Source organism: Paraburkholderia sp. GAS32 (assembly GCF_050434225.1).
GTDB lineage: Bacteria > Pseudomonadota > Gammaproteobacteria > Burkholderiales > Burkholderiaceae > Paraburkholderia > Paraburkholderia madseniana.
In genome coordinates this window covers 119,854-141,451 of record NZ_JBNPVS010000018.1, presented here as the reverse complement: position 1 = coordinate 141,451, position 21,598 = coordinate 119,854, and the positions used below count along the sequence as shown (strand labels likewise).

Here is a 21,598-nt window from a genome sequence, read left to right as displayed (position 1 = left end):
ACGGAACATAAGACCAATCCGAATCTTGAAAATACGACTTCGGACTCCGCCGCTTCGACAAGCGGACCGTGATCTATCGCAAAAGCATCCGCGCCCGCGTCACGCGGCGGCTTAAGTCAGCGACGTATCGACGATCCGGCGCGGAGTGTCGAGATATTCTTTCGATTGCATTTCGACGATGCGCGAGACTGTGCGCGTGAATTCGTTGGCCATCGGACCGTCGACATACAACTGATCGGGCGGCACCGCTGCCGACATCAGCAGCTTGACCTTGTGATCGTAGAACACGTCGATCAGCCAGGTGAAGCGGCGCGCCTCCGAGGCCATGCGCACCGACATCTGCGGCACGCCGGACAGGATCACAGCGTGAAAGCGGCTCGCCAGCTCGAGGTAATCGTTCTGCGAGCGTGGGCCGCCGCAGAGCGTCGCGAAATCGAACCACACGACGCCGTCAGCGCGTCGCAGCGCCTTCAGCTCGCGCTTTTCAATGCGCAAGATAGGGCTCTCATCAGGAACTGCTGCAAGGCGCGAAAACGCGTCGCGCAATGCTTTATCCGAAGCAGCGCCAAGCGGCGTGTGATACACCTCGACCTGAGCCAGCGTGCGCTTACGGTAGTCGATCCCCGCGTCGACGTTGATCACATCGAGCTTCGACTTGATCAGTTCGATTGCCGGCAGCATGCGGTCGCGATGCAGACCGTCCGGATAGAGCGTGTCCGGATCGTAGTTGGACGTCATCACGAATTGCACGCCGTTCTCGAACAGCTTGTCGAGCAGACGGTAGAGGATCATCGCGTCGGCGATATCCGAGACGTGGAATTCGTCGAAACAGATCAGCCGGTAGCGCTTGGCGATACGGCGCGCGAGTTCGTCGAGCGGATCGGCTGTACCTTTCAGCTCTTCCAGTTCGCGATGCACCTCGCGCATGAACTCGTGGAAATGCAGCCGCGTTTTGCGCTGCACCGGCACGATCATGTAGAAGCTGTCCATCAGGAAGCTCTTGCCCCGCCCTACGCCGCCCCACAGGTACACGCCACGTGGCAGATCCGGGTGGATGATCAGTTTTTTGAACGCGTTCGAGCGGCGCGATTTGTACTCGACCCACTCGTCATAACACCGCTGCAAACGGTCAACCGCCGCGCGTTGCGCCGGGTCCGATTGATAACCCCGCGTCTGCAGTTCTTTTTCGTAGTATTCGGTGACGTTCATTGTGTTGCTGCAAAAAGAAAGGCGGGAGGGAGTGAACCCGCCCGCCTTCGTGGTGATGCCGGAGTTGCGTTCAGTCAGGCGTGCGCGTGATTACATGTTCAGCGCGCGCTTGTCCACGGCCAGAGCCGCTTCGCGCATGACTTCCGACAGCGACGGGTGCGGATGGCAAATGCGGCCGATGTCTTCCGACGCCGCCTTGAATTCCATCGCCACCACGGCTTCCGCGATCAGGTCCGATGCGTTTGCCGAGATGATGTGCACGCCCAGCAGCTCGTCGGTCTTCGCGTCGGCGATCATCTTGACGAAACCATCCGCCTTGTTGATGCCCAGCGCGCGGCCGTTTGCCATGAACGGGAACTGGCCCGTCTTGACTTCGCGGCCTTCGGCCTTCAGTTGCTGTTCGGTCTTGCCGACCCACGCGATTTCCGGTTCGGTGTAGATCACCCACGGAATGCAGTTGTAGTCGATATGCGGCTTCTGACCGTCGATGATTTCAGCGACCATCACGCCTTCGTCTTCAGCCTTGTGCGCGAGCATCGGGCCACGCACCACGTCGCCGATCGCGTACACGTTCGGCACAGCCGTTGCGCAGTGGTCGTCGACGTCGATGAAGCCGCGCTCGTTCGCCTTCAGGCCGATAGCTTCGAGACCGAGGTTGTCGGTGTTCGGTACGCGGCCGATCGACACGATCAGGCGGTCGGCTTCGAGCGTTTGCGCGTTGCCGTCCTTGTCCGTGTAATTGATCGTGACGCTGTTGTCAGTGGTCTTGATTTCGCCGACCTTCACGCCGACGTGGATGTCCAGACCTTGCTTCTTGAATTGCTTGGCGGCTTCCTTGGCGAGCGCCTGGTCAGCCGCGCCGAGGAATTCCGGCAGCGCTTCGAGCACGGTCACGTCAGCGCCCAGACGGCGCCACACCGAGCCGAGCTCCAGACCGATCACGCCTGCGCCGATCACGGCGAGCTTCTTCGGCACGGAGTCGAACGTCAGTGCGCCTTCGTTGTCGGCGACGATCTTGTTGTCGACCGGAACGTTCGGCAGATGACGAGCCTTCGAACCCGTTGCAATGATGACGTTCTTCGCCGTCACGACTTCGGTTTCACCTTCGCCGCTCACTTCGATCTGCACGCCGGCGTCCGTCTTGCCGGTGAACTTGCCATGGCCCTTGAGCCACGTGATCTTGTTCTTGCGGAACAGGAACTCGATACCCTTGGTCATCTTCTCGACGATGCCTTCCTTGCGGGCGAGCATCTTCGTGATGTCGAGCTTCACGTCCGACACGTTGATACCGTGATCGGCGAGGTGGTGCTGCGCGTTTTCAAATTCTTCCGACGACGCGAGCAGCGCCTTCGACGGAATGCAACCCACGTTCAGGCAGGTGCCGCCGAGCTTCAGCGCGCCGGCCGGGTTCTTCCATTTTTCGATACATGCGACCGTCTTGCCGAGCTGCGCTGCACGGATAGCGGCGATATAACCGCCGGGGCCGGCGCCGATCACAACGACGTCAAATTCTTTGGACATGACAATCCTTTTGATGACGGAGCGACGCGCGGCCACGCTTCGTGGCGCGCGTCGTTCGAGTACTGCGGAATGCTAAAGACGTGCTGCTTATATGGCGCCGACTTGTGCGATGACAAGCCGACGCCAGCCGAGCCAGTGCTTACAGGTCGAGCAGCAGGCGCGCCGGGTCTTCCAGCGCATCCTTCATGGCGACCAGCGACAGCACCGCTTCGCGACCGTCGATGATCCGGTGGTCATACGACAGCGCCAGATAGTTCATCGGACGGATCACGATCTGGCCGTTTTCGACCACAGCGCGTTCCTTGGTGGCGTGCACGCCCAGAATGGCGGATTGCGGCGGGTTGATAATCGGGGTCGACAGCATCGAACCGAACACACCACCGTTCGAGATCGAGAACGTACCGCCCGTCATTTCTTCGATCGACAGCTTGCCGTCCTTGGCCTTCTGGCCGAATTCAGCAATCTTCTTTTCGATTTCGGCGAGGCTCAGCTGATCTGCGTTGCGCAGGATCGGCACCACCAGGCCACGCGGCGAACCGACCGCGATACCGATGTCGAAATAGCCGTGATAGACGATGTCGTTACCGTCGATCGACGCGTTCACGAGCGGGAATTTCTTCAGCGCGTGAACAGCCGCCTTCACGAAGAACGACATGAAGCCCAGCTTCACGCCATGTTCCTTTTCGAACTTGTCTTTGTACTTGTTGCGCAGGTCCATCACCGGCGCCATGTTCACTTCGTTGAACGTGGTGAGGATGGCGTTGGTTTGCTGCGACTCGAGCAGACGCTCGGCGATACGTGCACGCAGACGCGACATCGGAACGCGTTGTTCCGGGCGGTCTTTCAGCCATTGGTCGGCCGATGCCGGTGCCTTAACGTCCGGCAGCGACGGCTTCGCAGCCTTCGGTGCGGCAGCCGGTGCCGGTGCTGCGGCCTTGGCAGCCGGTGCGGCTTGACCCGCGGTCAGCACGTCACCCTTGGTGATGCGGCCGTCGCGGCCCGTGCCGGCGATGTCGCCCGCGCCCAGACCCTTCTCGGCCATCAGCTTGCCGGCAGCCGGCGAAGCAGCGGTGTTCGCACCCGTTGCGGATGCAGCCTGAGCGGCCGGTGCAGCAGCCGGTGCCGGTGCGGCAACCGGAGCCGGCTTCACTTCGGCTTCGACAGCAGCGGCGCCTGCCGTGCCTTCGGTGTCGATCTTGGCGATCACCTGATCCGCAACGACGATGTCGCCGTCGTTCGAGATCACTTGTGCGAGCACGCCGGCGGAGGGCGCCGGCACTTCGAGCACGACCTTGTCGGTCTCGATTTCGATGAGAATTTCGTCTTGAGCAACAGCCTCGCCGGGCTTCTTCTTCCACTGCAGCATCGTGGCTTCCGAAACCGACTCGGAGAGCTGGGGAACCTTGACTTCAACAATAGCCATTATGAATATCCTGAATACGTATCGGGTGACGGCGCGCGATCTATGTACTCGACGACCGCCTGCGAACCATACCTGCCGGGAACGAACCACCATGGGGTGACTGAACGCGGCACGGGAAAGCGCAACGCGCTTTCCCGGTTCGTCTGTTTTCCTTATTTAGCGATCGACGCGCTCTTGAGGCGGCCGAAAGCGCCTTCGATCAGCGCCTTCTGCTGCTCGTAGTGCTTCGCGTAGTAGCCGACTGCCGGCGAGGCCGAAGCCGGACGTCCGCTGTATGCCAGCTTCTGCCCGTCCTTCATGCCTTCCTTCAGGTGGTGCTCGATGTAGAACCACGGGCCTTGATTCTGCGGCTCGTCCTGCACCCAGACCACTTCGGTCGCGTTGTCGTACTTCTTCATTTCCGCTTCGAACTGCTTATGCGCGAACGGATAGAGCTGTTCGATACGGATGATCGCGACGTCGTTCGACTTCGATTCACGGCGATGTGCCAGCAGGTCGTAGTACACGCGGCCCGAGCATGCCACCACGCGCTTGACCTTCTTCGGCTCGATCGCTTCGTCGATTTCACCGAGGATCGGCTGGAACGCGCCCTTCGCCAGTTCGGACAGATCCGACACGGCTTCCTTGTGGCGCAGCAGCGACTTCGGCGTAGCGACGATCAGCGGCTTGCGGAACAGGCGGATCATCTGACGGCGCAACAGGTGGAAAATCTGCGCCGGCGTGGTCGGTTGAACGACCTGCATGTTGTGGTCTGCACACAGTTGCAGGAAACGTTCGATACGTGCCGACGAGTGCTCCGGACCTTGACCTTCGTAGCCGTGCGGCAGCAGCATCGTGAGACCCGACACGCGGCCCCACTTCACTTCGCCCGACGAGATGAACTGGTCGATCACGACTTGCGCGCCGTTCACGAAGTCGCCGAACTGCGCTTCCCACGCGACGAACGTATTCGGTTCAGCGGTCGAGTAACCGTATTCGAAGCCCAGCACCGCTTCTTCCGACAGCACCGAGTCGATCACTGTGAACTTCGCCTGACCTTCGGCGATGTTCTGCAGCGGCACATACGTGCCGTCGTTCCAGCGTTCGCGGTTCTGATCGTGCAGCACCGCGTGACGGTGCGTGAACGTGCCACGGCCCGAGTCCTGACCGGTCAGGCGCACTGCGTAGCCCGATGCGACCAGCGATGCGAATGCCAGGTGTTCGCCCATGCCCCAGTCAAGCTTCGCTTCACCACGGCCCATCGCGCGACGGTCGTTGATGACGCGCTCGACCAGCGGGTGAACCTTGAAGTTTTCCGGGATCGTGGTGACGCGCTCAGCGAGGCGCTTCAGTTCAGCCAACGGCACTGCCGTGTCGGCTGCGTCGGTCCACTTGCGGTTCAGGAACGGAACCCAATCCACCGCGTACTTGCTCTTGTAGTTCGAGAGCACCGGGTCGATCGTGTGATGGCCTTCGTCCATCGCCTTGCGGTAGGCCTTGACGAATTCGTCGCCTTCTGCCGCCGTGATCACGCCCTGTTGCACCAGCTTTTCAGCGTACAGCGCGCGCGTGCCCGGGTGCTTCGCAATCGTCTTGTACATCAACGGCTGCGTAACCGCCGGCGTGTCCTGCTCGTTGTGACCCAGCTTGCGGAAGCAGACGATGTCGACAACCACGTCCTTGTGGAACTGCATCCGGAAGTCGATAGCCAACTGCGTAGCCAGCACGACCGCCTCAGGATCGTCACCGTTCACGTGCAGCACCGGCGCCTCGATCATCTTGACGACGTCCGAGCAGTACAACGTGGAGCGCGAGTCGCGCGGGTCCGACGTCGTGAAACCGATCTGGTTGTTGATGACGATGTGCAGCGTGCCGTGCGTGCCGTAACCGCGCGTTTGCGCGAGGTTCAGCGTTTCCATCACGACGCCCTGGCCAGCGAAGGCCGCGTCGCCGTGGATCTGCACCGGCAGCACTTGCAGGCCGCTGTCGTCGCCGCGGCGATCCATACGTGCCTTCGCCGAACCTTCGACCACCGGGTTGACGATTTCAAGGTGCGACGGGTTGAACGCGAGCGACAGGTGAACCGGGCCGCCTTCGGTCGAAACGTCCGACGAGAAACCCTTGTGGTACTTCACGTCGCCGGCCGGCAGGTCGTCGACGTGCTTGCCTTCGAATTCGGCAAACAGGTCAGCCGGCATCTTGCCGAGCGTATTGACCAGCACGTTCAGACGGCCACGGTGGGCCATGCCGATGACGATTTCCTGTACGCCGTTGGCGCCGCCATGACGCACGACTTCGTCCATCGAGGCGATGAAGCTTTCGCCGCCTTCGAGCGAGAAGCGTTTCTGGCCGACGTACTTGGTGTGCAGGAAGCGCTCGAGGCCTTCAGCGGCCGTCAGGCGATTCAGGATGTGCTTTTTCTTTTCATTGGAGAAGTTCGGCGTCGAACGGATCGACTCGAGCTTCTCTTTCCACCAGCGCTTCTGTTCCGGATCGCTAATGTACATGTACTCGGCGCCGATCGTGCCGCAGTACGTGTCACGCAGGGCCTTGACGATCTCGCGCAGCGAAGCACGCTCGAACCCGAAATACAGATTCGTGGCGCTGAACTCCTGGTCCATGTCGGCTTCGGTGAAGTCGTAGAACGCGGGTTCAAGTTCGGGGATAGCGGGACGTTCGCGGCGCTTCAGGGGATCGAGATTGGCCCATTGCGAGCCGAGGAAGCGATATGCGCCGATGAGGGACTGCACATAGACTTGCTTGCGGGAGGTAGCGAGATCTTCGCCGCCGGCCGCCGTGCGCGGGATGAAGGCATTAGCCTTGGCCCGTTGCGCAAACGATTCGACGATCGGGCCATGGGCCACGTCGTTGGCATTGCTGCCATCCGATGCAGGGACGTTCTGCAACGCGTCGAAATAGCTGCGCCAGTTCTCGGGCACTGACGCCGGATTATCGAGATACGCTTCGTACATTTCTTCTACGTACGGAGCATTGCCGCCGAACAGATAAGAGTTCGACTGGAATTGCTTCATCATTTTTACGCTCACCTTTCTTCGAGTTTCTCGAGAAATAGCGGGTTACAGAACCTTCCGCGACACGGCCTGACCGTTTAGCGGATTGCGCGAATCAAGTCTTGCTTGGAAGGACCTAAAACTTTGCACCCGGGGAGCATATCACAGAACGGATAGTGCAGATAGCAGACGGATTGCCGCTCAAGCCTTTTACGGCGGGCTTCCGGCCGGTTTTGCAAGCCTCGCAACAGACTTCTGCAAAAAACGGGGACAAACACGACAAACAGACAGCCAACCGCGAGCAATTGCGTGCAACGCGAATTGGGCGCCAGAAATGGCAAAGCCACCCGGAGGTGGCTTTTGCCTGACAGCATGCTGCTTACCCAGGATTAGGGCCGATGCTGATTTAGTCCACTGCGCCCTTACGGCTGGCGCTGCGGCGCTCGTGTTCCTTCAGGTAACGCTTGCGCAGACGGATGGATTTCGGCGTGACCTCGACCAGTTCGTCGTCGTCGATGAATTCAACCGCGTATTCCAGCGACATCTGGATCGGCGGCACGAGGCGCACCGCTTCGTCCGTACCCGACGAACGCACGTTGGTCAGTTGCTTGCCCTTGATCGGGTTCACGACCAGGTCGTTGTCACGGCTGTGAATGCCAATGATCATGCCTTCGTACAGCGGCTCGCCCGGCGACACGAACATACGGCCGCGATCCTGCAGCTTCCACAGTGCGTACGCCACTGCCGCGCCGTCGTCCTGCGAAATCAGCACGCCGTTACGACGCTCGCCGACACCACCCTCCCTGACCGGCTGATACGAGTCGAACGTGTGGCTCATCAGGCCCGTACCGCGCGTCAGCGTCAAGAATTCGCCCTGGAAACCGATCAGCCCACGCGCCGAGATACGATACTCGAGACGCGTACGGCCACGGCCGTCCGATGCCATGTCGAGCATTTCGCCCTTGCGGCGGCCCAGCTCTTCCATCACGCCACCCTGGTGGCCGTCTTCCATGTCGACCGTCAGGTTTTCGTACGGCTCATGCTTCACGCCGTCGACTTCCGTCATCACCACGCGCGGACGCGACACGGCCAGCTCGTAGCCTTCACGGCGCATGTTTTCAACCAGGATGGTCAGGTGCAGCTCGCCGCGGCCTGCCACTTCGAACGTGGTTTCGTCGCCCGTTTCTTTCACGCGCAGCGCCACGTTGTGGTTCAGTTCCTTCATCAGGCGGTCGCGAATCTGACGACTCGTGACGAACTTGCCTTCGCGGCCGGCCAGCGGCGACGAATTGACGAGGAAGTTCATCGTCAGGGTCGGTTCGTCGACGGTGATCATCGGCAGCGCGTCCGGCTGCTCCGGTGCGCAGATGGTCACGCCGATACCGATTTCTTCGATACCGTTGATCAGCACGATGTCGCCGGCTTCAGCCGAGTCGACCTGCACGCGTTCGAGACCCTTGAACGACAGGACCTGATTGATCTTGCGGTTCAGGATCGCGCCGTCAGGGCCCGAACGCACGGCGACGGACATGCCCGGCTTGATCGTGCCACGCGTAATGCGGCCAACGCCGATGCGACCGACGTACGACGAATAATCCAGCGACGTGATCTGCAGTTGCAGCGGCGCCGACGGATCAGCCGGGCGGACCGGCACGTGTTCCAGCACGGCTTCGAACAGCGGACGCATGTCGCCTTCGCGCACGTCCGGCGTCAGGCCGGCGTAGCCATTCAGACCCGATGCGTAGACGATCGGGAAATCGAGTTGTTCGTCAGTTGCACCCAGCTTGTCGAACAGATCGAACGTCTGGTTGATCACCCAGTCGATCCGCGCGCCCGGGCGGTCGACCTTGTTGATCACGACGATCGGCTTGAGACCGAGCGCCAGCGCCTTCTTGGTCACGAAGCGCGTTTGCGGCATCGGGCCTTCGACCGCGTCGACCAGCAGCAGCACCGAGTCGACCATCGACAGCACACGCTCCACTTCACCGCCGAAGTCGGCGTGGCCCGGGGTGTCGACGATGTTGATGTGCGTGCCTTCGTACTCGACCGCGCAGTTCTTCGAAAGAATCGTGATGCCACGTTCCTTTTCGATGTCGTTCGAGTCCATCACGCGCTCGACAACCGCCTGGTTGTCGCGGAAGGTAGCGGTTTGGCGGAGGAGCTGGTCGACGAGCGTGGTCTTGCCGTGGTCGACGTGGGCAATGATGGCGATATTGCGTAGGGCGCGAGTCATAGGAACCTGGAGACAGTTGAGTGCGCCAGCAGCAGCATTGTGTACGAAGCCAACAAAGCCCAAAGCGCACTTTTGGGAACCCAACATTATAGCACGCCCAAATGAAGCTTTCTGGTATTCCCTGATAGTCCCATCGTTTTCCACGCAGCGCTGCGTAAGAAACAGACCCACACGACTTCGGCGAAATCCTACGCAAATCCACGCGCATTGTGCCTTGAGCCGTAAAAGTTCCTTGCCTAAGCTGTAATAACGCTTGCCGCGTCAATCAACCGCTGTCTATAATCCTGCCTAGTCAACCATTGCATTCGCACGAGAATCATGACGGATCCGTCCTCAACACCCGGCTCAGAGATCAGCGAGTATCAGCTGGGCGAAAGCGTCGGCTATTTGCTCTCGCGGGTGAAATCGACCATGTCGAACCTGGTCACGCAGCGCAGCATGGCCGAGTTGGGCATCACCAGCCAGCAAGGCAGCATCCTGTTCATGGTGGCGAGCGGCAAGTGCCTGCTGGCGGCCGAACTGGCGCGCGAATACGGCATCGACGCAAGCGCCGTCACGCGTCTGGTGGACCGGCTGGAAAAACGCGGCCTGCTGACAAGAGTGCGCAGCAACGAAGACCGGCGGGTCGTGCGACTCGCGCTGACACCGGAAGGCCACGCGATCGCGGCCAAAATGCCGGCCATTTTCAACGGCGTGCTGGACGACCTGCTGGGCGGCTTTACCCCCGAAGAAGTGGGTTTTCTGAAGAGCATGCTGCGCCGCGTACTCATCAATTCCGGCGAACAAACGGGACTAACCCGTGATGCAGCAAGCAATTTTGACAGCAAATCGTAATAAATTGCTTGCAGTGTCCATCATTACATTCCACTCAAAGAGTCGAGCGATGAAATCCCTTTCCCTGTCCGCGCCCGCACTTTCGAGCCGGGCCGCTGTCGCCGCCGCGGTGACGGCGCTCGCCCTCACGGGGTGCGCGAACTACTTCGGCATGAAGAGCGACAAGCAGATCTCGTCGCCGGCTCAGTACGAGTCCAGCCAGAGCCTGTCCGGCCAGGGCGGCCAGTGGCCGTCGCTCGACTGGGCCAACCAGTTCGGCGACCCGCAACTGCCGAAGCTGATCGCGGAAGCGCTGGAAGGCAGCCCCTCGATCGCGCAGGCGCAGGCACGCCTCGCCAAGGCTTCGTCTTATATTGAAAGCTCGCGCTCGGCGCTGTACCCGAAGGTCAACGGCAGCTACTCGTGGACTCGCGAGCTGTTCTCGGCGAATGCGCTCTACCCGCCGCCGTACGGCGGCACCTGGTATAGCGAGAACAACGTGCTGGCGAGCGCGTCGTGGGATCTGGACCTGTGGGGCAAGAACCGCCAGCGCCTCGGTCAGGCCGTGTCGCAGGAAAAAGCCGCTGAAGCCGACATGCAGCAGGCGCGCGTAACGCTTGCCTCCTCCGTGGCGAGCACCTATAACCAGCTCGCCCAGTTGTACGCATTCCGCGACATCGCCGCGCGCGAAATCGCCAACCGCCAGGACATCAGCCGCATCACCAACGGCCGCGTAACCGCGGGGCTCGACACCAACGTCGAACGGGAAACCGCGAACGGCAACATCGCGACCAGCCAGGCGAACCTGACCGATCTCGACGGCCAGATCACCGTGGCGCGCTATCAGTTGGGCGCGCTGCTCGGCAAGGGTCCGGATCGTGGCCTGCAGATCGCCAAACCGGCCCTGACCACCGGCGATACCGTAGCGCTGCCGAACAACCTGCCCGCCGACCTCGTGGCGCGCCGCGCGGATATCGTCGCCGCGCGCTGGCAGGTCGAAGCCGCGATGCACGACGTGAAGGAAGCGAAGGCCGAATTCTTCCCGGACGTCAACCTCGCCGCCGGTTTCGGTTTCGATGCGTTCGGCTGGGGCCGTTTCCTGAAGTCGGGCAGCCGTCAGATGCAATTCGGTCCGGCGATTCACCTGCCCATCTTCGACGCCGGCGCGCTGCGCTCGCAGTTGAAGGGCCGCTACGCAGACTTCGACCTCGATGTGGCGGACTACAACCAGACGCTGATCAATGCGCTCTCGGATGTCGCGACGCAAGTGTCGTCGATCCGTTCGATCGACCAGCAATCGGGCGATGCACAGCGCGCGCTCGACGCGTCGACCAAGGCCTATCAGCTCGCGGTGATCCGCTACAAGGCCGGTTTGTCGCCGCAGTTGCAGGTGCTGACCGCCGACCAGAACCGCCTTGCCGCCGAACAGACGGTAACGGGCCTCAAGATGCGCCGCCGCGATCTGCAGATCGGCCTCATCAAGGCGCTCGGTGGCGGTTTCGACGCAACGCAAACGGGCCTCGTGGTGCCGACCGATGCCCCGGCATCGGCCGCCGCGGCATCGGCCACCGCTGCGACCGCCGCTGCAAACTGAAGCCACATCGACGCGACCCACACTCGCATAAACATCCGAATAAACGACGACGCTTGAGAGAACCCGGAGCACATCAATGAGCACCACCCAACAGCCCGCGGCTACTACACAGCCGACTCAGCCGGCCCCGCAGCCGACGCAACCGGTACAACCGCCGGCGAACAGCGGCAAACGCAAGCGCATGATGACGCTGCTCGTCATCGTGATCCTGATCGCCGCGGTCGCCTACGGCCTGTACTACTTCCTCGACGCACGCTTCCATGAAGACACCGACGACGCGTACGTGAACGGCAACGTCGTGCAGATCACGCCGCAAGTCACCGGCACGGTTGTCGCCGTGAACGCGGACGACACGCAAACTGTGAAGGCCGGCGACCCGCTCGTCGTGCTCGATCCGGCCGACGCTCGCGTCGCGCTCGAACAAGCCGAAGCGAATCTCGCGCAGACGGTGCGCCAGGTGCGCGGCCTGTTCGCCGACGACAACCAGTACCAGGCGCAAGTTGCCCAGCGCCAGTCCGATCTGTCGCGCGCACAGGACGACTTGAAGCGCCGCCTGACGGTCGCACAAACCGGCGCCGTGTCGGCCGAAGAAATCTCGCACGCCCGCGATGCCGTGAAGAGCGCGCAAGCCTCAGTCGACGCCGCCCAGCAACAACTGGCGTCGAACCGCGCGCTGACCGCCAACACCACGATCGCCAATCACCCGAACGTGCAGGCTGCCGCCGCGAAGGTGCGCGACGCGTATCTGGCCAACGCCCGTAACAACCTGCCGGCGCCGGTCACGGGCTACGTCGCGAAGCGCTCGGTGCAGGTCGGCCAGCGCGTCTCGCCGGGCACCCCGCTGATGGCTATCGTGCCGTTGGGCGGCGTGTGGGTCGATGCGAACTTCAAGGAAGTGCAACTGAAGCACATGCGCATCGGCCAGCCGGTCGAGTTGACGGCCGACGTGTACGGTTCGTCGGTGGTGTACCACGGCAAGGTGGTCGGCTTCTCGGCGGGTACGGGTTCGGCGTTCTCGCTACTGCCCGCGCAGAACGCAACCGGCAACTGGATCAAGGTGGTCCAGCGTCTGCCGGTACGGATCGCGCTCGACCCGCAGGAACTTGAAAAGCATCCGCTGCGTATCGGCCTGTCGATGCAAGCCGACGTGAGCATCAAGGACGACCAGGGTGGTCAGCTCGGCCAGGCGCCGAACACGGTCTATCAGACCAATGTGTTCGACAAGTACGGCGATGAGGCGGATGCGGAAATCGCCCGCATCATTTCGGAGAATGCAGGTCCGAACGGCGGCTCGCAGAAGTCGGCGCAAGCCGGCGGCGCTGCCAAGCCCGCCGCGAAGCTGATGTAAGCGGCGCGACGATTCATAGAAGGTTTTATTAATGGCTCAGGCTCAGGCGCAAGTCCCTCATCCGCCGCTCGAGGGCGCGCAACTGGTGATCGGCACCATCGCGGTGTCGCTCGCCGTGTTCATGAACGTGCTCGACACGTCGATTGCGAACGTGTCGATCCCATCCATTTCGGGCGACCTCGGTGTGTCGTCCGACCAGGGCACATGGGTGATCACGTCGTTCGCGGTGGCGAACGCGATCTCCGTGCCGCTGACCGGCTGGCTCACCGACCGTATCGGCCAGGTGCGCCTGTTCATGGCGTCGATCATCCTGTTCGTGATCTCGTCGTGGATGTGCGGTCTCGCCCCCACCCTGCCGTTCCTGCTGGCCTCGCGCGTGCTGCAAGGCGCCGTGGCCGGCCCGATGATTCCGCTATCGCAAACGCTGCTGCTCGCGAGCTACCCACGCGCCAAGGCGCCGATGGCTTTATCGATGTGGGCGATGACCACATTGATCGCGCCGGTGGCCGGCCCGATTCTTGGCGGCTGGATCTCGGACAACATCTCGTGGCCGTGGATTTTCTACGTCAACATTCCGGTCGGCGCGATCGCCGCGGTGGCGACGTGGACGATCTTCCGTAACCGCGATTCGGTCGTCAAAAAGGCGCCGATCGACGGCGTCGGTCTCGGCCTGCTGATCCTCTGGGTCGGCTCGCTGCAGGTGATGCTCGATAAGGGCAAGGACCTCGACTGGTTCTCGTCGACCACCATCGTCGTACTTGCGCTGGTCGCGGTGATTTCGCTCGCGTTCTTCATTGTGTGGGAATTGACGGCCGAGCATCCCGTGGTCGACCTGTCGCTCTTCAGCCGGCGCAATTTCACGAGCGGCACGATTGCGTTGTCGATCGGCTACGGGCTCTACTTCGGCAACCTCGTGTTGTTGCCGTTGTGGCTGCAGACCGATATCGGCTACACCGCCACCGAAGCGGGTCTCGTGATGGCGCCGGTCGGCGTGTTCGCCGTGCTGCTGTCGCCGATCACCGGCAAGATCTTGCCGCGTACCGATCCGCGCTACATCGCGACCTTGTCGTTCCTCGTGTTCGCGCTGTGTTTCTGGATGCGCTCACGTTATACGACGGGCGTCGATACTTATTCGCTGCTCATGCCCACGTTGATTCAGGGGATCGGCATGGCCGGGTTCTTCATCCCGCTGGTGTCGATTACGCTGTCGGGTTTGCCGGGAAACCGGATTCCGGCTGCGTCGGGCTTGTCGAATTTCGTGCGGATCATGTGCGGCGGTATTGGCACGTCGATTTTCCAAACCGCGTGGGATCACCGCACCATCATGCATCATGCGCAACTGGCCGAACAGGCGAGCGCGTACAACCCGGTGTTCGATCAGTCGATCCGGCAGATGGGTGCCGCGGGCTTCAGTCAGCCGCAGGCATATGGTCTGTTCAATTCGATGGCTACGCAGCAGGCCGCGCAGTTGGGCGTGAACGATCTGTTCTTTGTATCGGCAGGGATCTTTGTCGCGCTGATCGCGCTGATCTGGATGGCAAAGCCGGAACGCGCCGGTGGTGATGCGGGTGCGGCAGCTGCGGCGGCGCATTGAGGTTCTGGTCTTAGTCCGCGACGCGGGCTAAGACGCGGGCTGTATGGAAAAAAGGCGGGACCGCTGGTGAGCGGTCCCGCCTTTTTTGTTGCTGCTGACGAGGCGGCGCTGACCTTCCGCGCTAGCTCGCTGCTGTGACCACAAGCCGTTCCGGCGCCAGCACACCCTCGCCTTGCTTCGCGACACCAAGCAAACGCCCGTCCGCTGCATACACGCGTACGCGCGGCGCATTCACCGCGTCGCCGGCAATGGTCAACTCGGAGAGCTTCAGCCGCTGCCCGTGCAGGAAGCGACGGGTCGCGTCTTCGTCCAGTGTGACAAGCGGGAACGTCGACAGCAATGCATCGACCGGTTGCAGCCACGTATCACGCTCGCTCTCCGTCGCATCGGACAGCGCGTCGAGCGTCACCGAATTCTCCAGCGTCAGCGCGCCGACGCCGGTACGCCGCAGCGCGACCAGATGCGCACCACAACCAAGCGCTTCGCCGATATCCTCGGCGAGCGTGCGCACATACGTGCCTTTGCTGCACGTCACGCGAAACGTCACGTCGGGCAACGCACAGGCGAGCATGTCGAGCGCGTGAATCGTCACCTGACGCCCTTCCCGCTCCACCGTCTGGCCGGCGCGCGCGTATTCGTATAGCGGCTTGCCGTCGCGCTTGAGCGCCGAATACATCGGTGGGACCTGGACGATGTCGCCGAGAAATTTCTGCATGGCCGCCTCTACCGCGGCCTGATCGCACGTCACGTCGCGCGTGTCGATTGCTTCGCCTTCGGCGTCTCCGGTGGTCGTGCGAATACCGAGGCGCATGGTCGCCTCATAGGTCTTGTCGGCTTCGAGCAGGTCTTGCGAAAACTTGGTCGCTTCGCCGAAACACAGCGGCAAAAGACCTGTGGCGAGTGGATCGAGCGTGCCGGTGTGGCCCGCCTTTTTGGCCAGGTAGAGACGCTTCGCGCGAATCAGCGCGTCGTTGCTCGACAGGCCGAGCGGCTTGTCGAGCAGCAGCACGCCGTCGAGCGCGCGACGTGGCACGCGGGGGCGTTGAGGTGCGGTCATGTCAGAAAGACAGGGTCTTCGAAATGTACGGAAACAGCGCTAAATGAACTGCTACTGAAGCAGTGCAGCCCGGAACGCGGATAACAACGCGCTCAGTCTTCTTTCGCGCGATTGGCGTTCGCCTCGTCGATCAGACGGGACATTTCGACGGCCCGTTCGATCGTCTGGTCGTAATGGAAATGCAGCGTCGGCACGGTATGAATGTGCAGGCGCTTGAACAACTGATTGTGCAGATGGCCGGCCGCGTGCTGGAGCGCTTCGAGCGTCTGCTGCGGGTCGCCGGTCAGCGTCGTGAAGTAGACCTTCGCGTGCGCGTAGTCGGGCGTCAGCTCGACACTTTGAATGGTGACGAGGCCGATGCGCGGATCCTTGACCTCGCGCAGCAGCTCGGACAGGTCGCGCTGGATCTGATCGGCGATCTGCACGTTGCGATTGGGAGAAGAACGTTTTTTAGGCATGGTGTTTGTGTGATCCGTTCTGACGGATCCAAAAAAGTTGTTCGCGCGAACCGAGGTGGTAATTGCCCGGACGGCAATGAGCGGCTTGATAGCAACTTCAAGCCACCGCGGGGCGCAATGCGCGACAAAATGCGCGAGGCCCAAAGGCAACGGGCGGAGCGGGCGCTTAAGCCCGCTCCGCCCGTTGAGCCAATGCCGCGTGAATTACAGCGTACGCGCGACTTCGGTAACCTCGAAGACTTCGAACTGATCGCCTTCGACGATATCGTTGAAGTTCTTGATCGACATACCGCATTCGAAGCCCTGACGGACTTCCTTGACGTCGTCCTTGAAGCGCTTGAGCGAATCGAGCTCGCCCGTGAAGATGACGACGTTGTTGCGCAGCACGCGGACCGACGACGAGCGCTTGACGAAACCGTCCGTGACCATACAGCCGGCCACCGCACCGATCTTCGGTACCTTGAAGACCTGACGCACTTCGACCGTACCTGTCACGACTTCGCGCTTCTCCGGTGCCAGCATGCCCGACATCGCAGCCTTCACTTCATCCACGGCGTCATAGATGATGTTGTAGTAGCGAATATCGACGCCGTTGCTTTCCGCCAGCTTGCGCGCCTGTGCATCCGCACGGGTGTTGAAGCCGATGATGACCGCCTTCGAAGCCGTAGCCAGGTTGACGTCCGACTCGCTGATGCCACCGACTGCGCCGTGCACGATCTGCACACGAACTTCGTCGGTCGACAGCTTCAGCAGCGACTGCACCAGCGCTTCCTGCGAACCTTGCACGTCGGCCTTGACGATGAGCGGCATGTACGCCACTTCGCCTTCGCCCATCTGTTCCAGCATGTTCTCGAGCTTCGCGGCCTGTTGCTTGGCCAGCTTGACGTCGCGGAACTTGCCTTGACGGAACAACGCGACTTCACGCGCCTTGCGGTCGTCCGGCATGACGATGACTTCTTCGCCAGCTTGCGGGACTTCCGACAGACCTTGAATCTCGACCGGGATCGACGGGCCTGCCGACTTGGTCGGCTTGCCGGTTTCGTCGAGCATGGCTCGCACGCGACCGTAAGCGCTACCTGCCAGCACCACGTCGCCGCGGTTCAGCGTACCCGACTGGACCAGGATCGTTGCAACCGGACCCTTACCCTTATCGAGTTTCGCTTCAATAACGAGACCCTTGGCCGGCGCTTCGACCGGTGCCTTCAGTTCCAGCACTTCGGCTTGCAGCAGCACGTTTTCGAGCAGGTCGTCGATGCCCGCGCCGGTTTTAGCCGACACCGACACGAACGGCGAATCGCCACCGTATTCTTCCGGCACGACGCCTTCCGCGACGAGTTCCTGCTTGACGCGCTCCGGATTCGCATCCGGCTTGTCGATCTTGTTGATCGCGACGACGAGCGGCACGCCGCCTGCCTTCGCGTGGGCAATGGCTTCCTTCGTTTGCGGCATCACGCCGTCGTCGGCTGCCACCACCAGAATCACGATGTCGGTTGCCTTCGCACCGCGAGCACGCATGGCCGTAAATGCTTCGTGGCCCGGCGTATCGAGGAACGTGATGACACCGCGCGGCGTTTCGACGTGATACGCACCGATGTGCTGCGTAATCCCGCCCGCTTCACCCGCTGCAACCTTGGCGCGGCGGATGTAGTCGAGCAGCGAGGTCTTGCCGTGGTCGACGTGACCCATGACCGTGACGACCGGCGGACGCGGCAGTGCTTCTGCGTCCGTGATTTCGCCTTCGACCAGCATGGCTTCCGGATCGTCCAGCTTGGCCGCAACCGCGTGGTGGCCCAGTTCCTCGACGATGATCATCGCCGTTTCCTGGTCCAGCATCTGGTTGATCGTGACCATCTGGCCGAGCTTCATCATCGACTTGATGACTTCCGAGGCCTTCACCGCCATCTTGTGCGCCAGATCGGCGACCGTGATGGTTTCCGGCACGTGCACTTCACGCACGATCGGTTCGGTCGGCGCCTGGAACGTGGTGTTCTGATCCTGATGCTTGCCGCGACCCTTCGGGCCACCGCGCCAACCGCGATCGACACCGCCGCTCGTGTCGCCACGCGTTTTGATGCCGCGGCGCTTCGCTGCGTCGTCCTGCCAGCCGCCCTTGCCACCGCCCGGCTTTTTCTTGTCGCCAGCCGACGGCGTGGTCGTTGCAGCCGGAGCCGCAGCAGCCGGTTTCTTGGCTGCCGGACGTGCCGGTGCTTCACCCGCCGGACGCGCCGGCTTGTGCAGCGTGCCCTTGGCTTCCACGGGCTTGGCCGGCTCAGCGGGCTTCGGCGCCGGTTCCGGCGCCTTGACCTGCGCCTTGCGCGGCGTGTTCATCATTTCGCGAATCGCACGCGCTTCGGCTTCTGCCGCCGCACGGCGCTTGCTGACTTCTTCCTGCTCGGCGCGCGTTTTCTCGGCGGCCTGACGCGCTGCGTCTTCCGCTTTCTTCGCTGCTTCGCGTTGTGCCGCGCGTTCTGCCGCAGCACGCTCGTCGTCCTGCTCGCTTTCCTTGGCAACCACCGGTTCCGCAGCCTTGGCCGCGACCGGTTCAGCCTTCGCCGCCGCCTTGGCAGCCTGCGCCGGCTGGGCAGCTTGAGCCTGTTCGCGAGCCGCCGCTTCGGCCGCAGCCGCCGCGCGCTTCTTCGCCGCTTCTTCTTCCGCACGACGACGCTCGGCTTCAGCCGCCTGCTCGCGCGCCTGACGTTCGGCTTCTTCGCGTTCGAGCTGTTCCTGACGTGCCTTCAACTCCTGAGCCTGCTTTTCGAGCAGCTCGGCTTCGTGACGTGCTTCCTCTTCACGACGCTGGAGTTCGAGATCGTCTACATCAGCTTCGGCCACATGATTCGATGCATCCCCGCCTTCAGCGGCAGATTCGTCGCGGCGGACGAAAGTGCGCTTCTTACGCACCTCGACCTGAATGGTGCGAGCTTTGCCCGTCGCGTCGGATTGCTTGATCTCCGACGTATGCCGTTTCGTCAGCGTGATCTTGCGCTTGTCCGCATCAGTCGAGCCGTGAGACTTGCGCAAGTGGTCGAGCAGACGCGCCTTGTCCGTTTCGGACAAGCTGTCGTCTTCGCTCGCTTTAGTGACGCCTGCTGCCTGAAGCTGCTCAAGGAGCACGCCTGCAGGCATTTTCAGTTCCGCGGCAAATTGGGCTACGTTGTTACTCGCCATTCATTCCTCTTAATGCAAGGACCGATTCCTTGCGGTTAGCATCTTGTCATGCGGCCTAACGGCCGCGTTCAATTTAGTGCGCCATGGTCATTTCTCACTGGAACCAATGTTCACGTGCTTTCATGATCAACGCCTTAGCGGCATCCTCTTCCATTCCGGTCATCTCGACCAGTTCATCCACAGCCAGCTCGGCGAGTTCGTCGCGCGTCTGGATCTGATGTTCGGCAAGCTTGGCGAGCAGGTCGGCATCCATGCCGTCCACGCTCTTCAGGTCGAGTGCAACATTCTCGACCTTTTCTTCATTCGCGATCGCCAACGTCAACAACGCATCGCGCGAGCGATTACGCAGTTCGTGAACGGTGTCTTCGTCGAATGCTTCGATTTCGAGCATCTCGTTGAGCGGCACATAAGCGATCTCTTCGAGGCTCGTAAAGCCTTCGTCGATCAGGATGTCGGCAACTTCTTCGTCGACATCGAGACGCGCCATGAACAGGTCACGCAGTACACCGCGCTCCTGATTCTGCTTTTGCGCAGATTCGTCCGGCGTCATGATGTTGATCTGCCAGCCGGTGAGTTCGCTGGCAAGACGCACGTTCTGGCCGCTGCGGCCGATCGCGACCGCCAGTTCGTTTTCGTCTACGACGACGTCCATCGAATGCTTTTCTTCATCGACGACGATCGACTGGACGGCTGCCGGCGCGAGCGCGCCGATCACAAACTGTGCGGGATCTTCCGACCATAGCACGATGTCGACGTTTTCGCCACCAAGCTCGTTACGCACGGCCTGGACACGCGAACCGCGGATACCGACGCAGGTGCCGATCGGGTCGATGCGCTTGTCGTAAGCGATCACGCCGATCTTGGCGCGCACGCCCGGATCGCGGGCCGCCGCCTTGATTTCCAGCAGGCCCTGTTCGATTTCCGGCACTTCCATTTCGAACAGCTTCATCAGGAATTCGGGCGCCGTACGCGACAGTTCGATCTGCGGACCGCGAGCGGTGCGATCGACCTTGGCGATATAGGCGCGCACGCGGTCGCCCACGCGCAGATTTTCCTTCGGAATCAACTGGTCGCGGCGCAGCAGCGCTTCGACACGGCCGGTTTCGACGATGAAGTTGCCCTTATCCAGGCGCTTCACCGAGCCGGTCATGATGTGCTCGCCGCGCTCGAGGAAGTCGTTCAGGATCTGCTCGCGTTCCGCGTCGCGCACCTTCTGCAGGATCACCTGCTTGGCAGCCTGTGCGCCGATACGGCCGAATTCGATCGACGGCACCGGTTCTTCGATGTATTCGTCGAGCTGGATTTCCGGCTTCTGTTCGCGTGCTTCGAACAGCAGGATTTCCTGATCCGGCTCCTGCAGGCCAGCTTCGTCCGGCACCACTTTCCAGCGGCGAAACGTTTCGTGCTCGCCGCTTTCACGGTCGATCTGGACGCGGATGTCCGCGTCTTCTTCGAAGAGTTTCTTGGAGGCCGAAGCGAGGGCCGCCTCGAGCGCGGCAAATACCACGTCTTTATCGACGTTCTTCTCGCGTGCCAGCGCATCCACCAGCATCAACACTTCGCGACTCATTGTTTGCGGCTCCTAAAGTCAACTTTCGGAACGAGGCGTGCCTTATCGATATCCGCGACGGTGAAATCGAGCATCGCGGCGCCTTCCTTCCCTTCAAATTCCAGACCGATCGTCTCGCCTTGCGGAGCATGCAGAATGCCCCGGTACGATTTCCGTCCGTCCAATGGCTTTTTCAATGTGATTACCACTTCGCTGCCTGCGAAGCGTTCAAAATCCGCCAGTTTTTTCAGCGGGCGGTCGAGACCCGGCGACGACACTTCAAGCCGCTCGTAATCGATATTTTCGACCGTCAGAACGTGCTGGAGCTGACGCGTGACTTTCTCGCAGTCTTCGATCGCGATGCCGGCCGGCTGGTCGATATAAATACACAACATGCCGCGCCCGGTGCGCTCGAGATCGACGAGCTCGTAGCCGAGTCCCACGACCGTGGTTTCAATCAGTTCCGTCAGTTGCACAGTGCCCTCTAAGATGTTCGCGCGGCGAGACCTGCCGGGTTTGTCTGCAAACACCAATGCGGGCCGCGCGCCAAGCCGGCGCACGTTCGTGCTACCCGAGATGCCGAACCACTTAGAACTGCGCGGCAAAAAAAAATGGGCTAAACGCCCATCATCTTATTACCG

Annotated in this window: 14 protein-coding genes; 4 read left to right on the top strand and 10 right to left on the bottom strand. The window is 61.6% G+C overall.

All coding sequences use genetic code 11. The features are described 5' to 3' along the window. Window positions 1-111: 111 nt before the first annotated feature. From zapE to typA, 5 genes are all read right to left on the bottom strand, one after another. On the bottom strand, window positions 112-1,209 hold the full coding sequence (gene zapE / locus P3T25_RS22345; RefSeq protein WP_154565229.1) for a cell division protein ZapE: 1,098 nt from the start codon (window positions 1,207-1,209) through the stop codon (window positions 112-114). A gap of 90 nt (window positions 1,210-1,299) precedes the next feature. Further along, entirely contained in the window at window positions 1,300-2,730 is a 1,431-nt protein-coding gene (gene lpdA / locus P3T25_RS22340; protein ID WP_154565230.1) for a dihydrolipoyl dehydrogenase, read from the bottom strand. A gap of 139 nt (window positions 2,731-2,869) precedes the next feature. Beyond that, window positions 2,870-4,153 carry a 2-oxoglutarate dehydrogenase complex dihydrolipoyllysine-residue succinyltransferase gene (gene odhB / locus P3T25_RS22335; protein WP_429358966.1) on the bottom strand — a complete coding sequence of 428 codons (1,284 nt, stop codon included), beginning with the start codon at window positions 4,151-4,153 and terminating at the stop codon, window positions 2,870-2,872. A gap of 152 nt (window positions 4,154-4,305) precedes the next feature. Beyond that, window positions 4,306-7,167 carry a 2-oxoglutarate dehydrogenase E1 component gene (locus P3T25_RS22330; protein WP_266258074.1) on the bottom strand — a complete coding sequence of 954 codons (2,862 nt, stop codon included), beginning with the start codon at window positions 7,165-7,167 and terminating at the stop codon, window positions 4,306-4,308. A 382-nt stretch (window positions 7,168-7,549) separates the two neighbouring features. Then, window positions 7,550-9,376, bottom strand: a complete 1,827-nt coding sequence (gene typA / locus P3T25_RS22325; RefSeq protein WP_154565233.1) for a translational GTPase TypA — start codon at window positions 9,374-9,376, stop codon at window positions 7,550-7,552. A gap of 318 nt (window positions 9,377-9,694) precedes the next feature. On the opposite strand from typA, the gene P3T25_RS22320 reads away from it, so the two are divergent. The 4 genes from P3T25_RS22320 to P3T25_RS22305 all read left to right on the top strand — a co-directional run bounded on the left by P3T25_RS22320 (window position 9,695) and on the right by P3T25_RS22305 (window position 14,725). After that, complete coding sequence (locus tag P3T25_RS22320; RefSeq protein WP_154565234.1) at window positions 9,695-10,210, top strand: MarR family winged helix-turn-helix transcriptional regulator; 516 nt, start codon at window positions 9,695-9,697, stop codon at window positions 10,208-10,210. Between the two features lie 49 nt (window positions 10,211-10,259). Continuing rightward, window positions 10,260-11,783 carry an efflux transporter outer membrane subunit gene (locus tag P3T25_RS22315; RefSeq protein ID WP_154565235.1) on the top strand — a complete coding sequence of 508 codons (1,524 nt, stop codon included), beginning with the start codon at window positions 10,260-10,262 and terminating at the stop codon, window positions 11,781-11,783. A 76-nt stretch (window positions 11,784-11,859) separates the two neighbouring features. Then, window positions 11,860-13,131, top strand: coding sequence for an EmrA/EmrK family multidrug efflux transporter periplasmic adaptor subunit (locus P3T25_RS22310; protein WP_171926860.1), 1,272 nt, complete (start codon window positions 11,860-11,862; stop codon window positions 13,129-13,131). Window positions 13,132-13,162: 31 nt separating this feature from the next. Beyond that, window positions 13,163-14,725, top strand: coding sequence for a DHA2 family efflux MFS transporter permease subunit (locus tag P3T25_RS22305; RefSeq protein WP_154565236.1), 1,563 nt, complete (start codon window positions 13,163-13,165; stop codon window positions 14,723-14,725). 121 nt (window positions 14,726-14,846) lie between these two features. Here the strand turns inward: P3T25_RS22305 and truB are convergent, their stop codons facing one another. The 5 genes from truB to rimP form a co-directional block, all read right to left on the bottom strand. Next, window positions 14,847-15,782, bottom strand: a complete 936-nt coding sequence (gene truB, locus P3T25_RS22300; protein WP_154565237.1) for a tRNA pseudouridine(55) synthase TruB — start codon at window positions 15,780-15,782, stop codon at window positions 14,847-14,849. Between the two features lie 92 nt (window positions 15,783-15,874). Continuing rightward, on the bottom strand, window positions 15,875-16,240 hold the full coding sequence (gene rbfA / locus P3T25_RS22295) for a 30S ribosome-binding factor RbfA (RefSeq protein WP_028199735.1): 366 nt from the start codon (window positions 16,238-16,240) through the stop codon (window positions 15,875-15,877). A 204-nt stretch (window positions 16,241-16,444) separates the two neighbouring features. After that, complete coding sequence (gene infB / locus P3T25_RS22290; RefSeq protein WP_266258079.1) at window positions 16,445-19,408, bottom strand: translation initiation factor IF-2; 2,964 nt, start codon at window positions 19,406-19,408, stop codon at window positions 16,445-16,447. Window positions 19,409-19,502: 94 nt separating this feature from the next. Next, on the bottom strand, window positions 19,503-20,978 hold the full coding sequence (nusA, locus tag P3T25_RS22285; RefSeq protein ID WP_429358965.1) for a transcription termination factor NusA: 1,476 nt from the start codon (window positions 20,976-20,978) through the stop codon (window positions 19,503-19,505). Further along, window positions 20,975-21,433 carry a ribosome maturation factor RimP gene (gene rimP / locus P3T25_RS22280; RefSeq protein ID WP_028199738.1) on the bottom strand — a complete coding sequence of 153 codons (459 nt, stop codon included), beginning with the start codon at window positions 21,431-21,433 and terminating at the stop codon, window positions 20,975-20,977. The genes nusA and rimP overlap by 4 nt, the downstream gene beginning before the upstream one ends. Window positions 21,434-21,598: the final 165 nt, after the last annotated feature.